Source organism: Pseudoalteromonas sp. 2CM39R (genome assembly GCF_023161845.1).
Map to the genome: position 1 here is coordinate 1 of NZ_JALNTM010000059.1, position 1,441 is coordinate 1,441.

The following is a 1,441-nucleotide window of genomic DNA, read 5'->3' on the forward strand; positions in this document are numbered from 1 at the left end:
ATACTGGACTTGAACCAGTGACCCTCGCCTTGTAAGGGCGATGCTCTCCCAACTGAGCTAATCACCCACATATAAATCAAACCAAACTATTATAAAAATAGTACTGGACTTTAACCAGTGAACATAGCAATTACTTGTAAGTAAAATAATGCTCTCTTTTTCTGATTGGGTTAATAAACCTGTACAGAACTTAGATACGACACATTAAAATGTGGTGGGTGATACTGGACTTGAACCAGTGACCCTCGCCTTGTAAGGGCGATGCTCTCCCAACTGAGCTAATCACCCGCATCTAAACAACACCGCATTGCTGCGTTGTTGTGGGGCGCTATTATAGATAGACTTGTAAATGTGTCAACACTTGAATGATAAAAATGTGCTGAATGAAGCTTTTATAATCAATACAATGCAAATGGTGTTCACTTTATCAACAAGGTAACATAAAACGAACAATAAGCATGCATGGCTGGGCGCTAATGTAACTACATTCATATTCACTTGATAGGGCTCTGTTGCTTTTTAAGGATGAAAATTAATTCAATTTAGTGGTAATTGATTTGCCGAGCCAGGGTTGCAACCAAGAAATCAAAGTAAAGCTTTTTAGTGCAGATCATCCTGCCTATGTTATTCAATTGCTTAAACCACTCAAATTAACAAGTTGTTTATCGCTTAGCATAGTTAAGCTTTACAATTAGCATTTAATAAAATCCAGCTAGGCTATGATGGAAGTAGGCCTGTTTTAGGAGAAAAGCAGTGATAACTCAATTTGCATATAAATGTATACCTTTTTAGTCCGATGTGAATAGGTACTTTTAGTATTATAGGGTCGTTATGCTCAACTCAAACTTAAATGTGGCACACTTAACGAAGCTCATTGTTACTAAGTAGTATGAAAATCTACTTTTTAGCATGTATGATAGCCAGTTTGTTGAAAATTAAACCATTTAAATAATGTCGCACAAAAAACTGTTGACTTTATTTTGGGGGGTGCATAGAATGCGCCCCGCACTAAGCGATACACGACGTGTTTATCACAGAGCGTATTGAATAAGTTGGGGCTATAGCTCAGCTGGGAGAGCGCTTCGCTGGCAGCGAAGAGGTCTGCGGTTCGATCCCGCATAGCTCCACCAATTTTTAGTGTTTGTCCTAGGGTAGCAGTTTTCTGTGTCCCCATCGTCTAGAGGCCTAGGACACCGCCCTTTCACGGCGGTAACAGGGGTTCGAATCCCCTTGGGGACGCCACTTAACTTTTTAGTTAAAGGCGGTTTTACCGAGAAAATAGCGTAACACATAAAGCTCGAGTCTTTATTTGTACTATACGCCATTACCTTAAGAGCTCAGGATGTGAGTTAAACTAATCAATCGTCCTAGTGACACTTTTTAGTGTCCCCATCGTCTAGAGGCCTAGGACACCGCCCTTTCACGGCGGTAACAGGGGTTC

At 40.6% G+C, this 1,441-nt stretch carries 3 tRNA genes; 2 read left to right on the forward strand and 1 reads right to left on the reverse strand.

Annotated features, from left to right (window positions below):
• Window positions 1–212: 212 nt before the first annotated feature.
• Window positions 213–288, reverse strand: a tRNA-Val gene (locus MTF66_RS38360).
• 766 nt (window positions 289–1,054) lie between these two features.
• Here MTF66_RS38360 and MTF66_RS38365 point away from each other — a divergent pair.
• A tRNA-Ala gene (locus MTF66_RS38365) sits at window positions 1,055–1,130 on the forward strand.
• A gap of 36 nt (window positions 1,131–1,166) precedes the next feature.
• A tRNA-Glu gene (locus MTF66_RS38370) sits at window positions 1,167–1,242 on the forward strand.
• The last annotated feature ends 199 nt before the right edge of the window (window positions 1,243–1,441 follow it).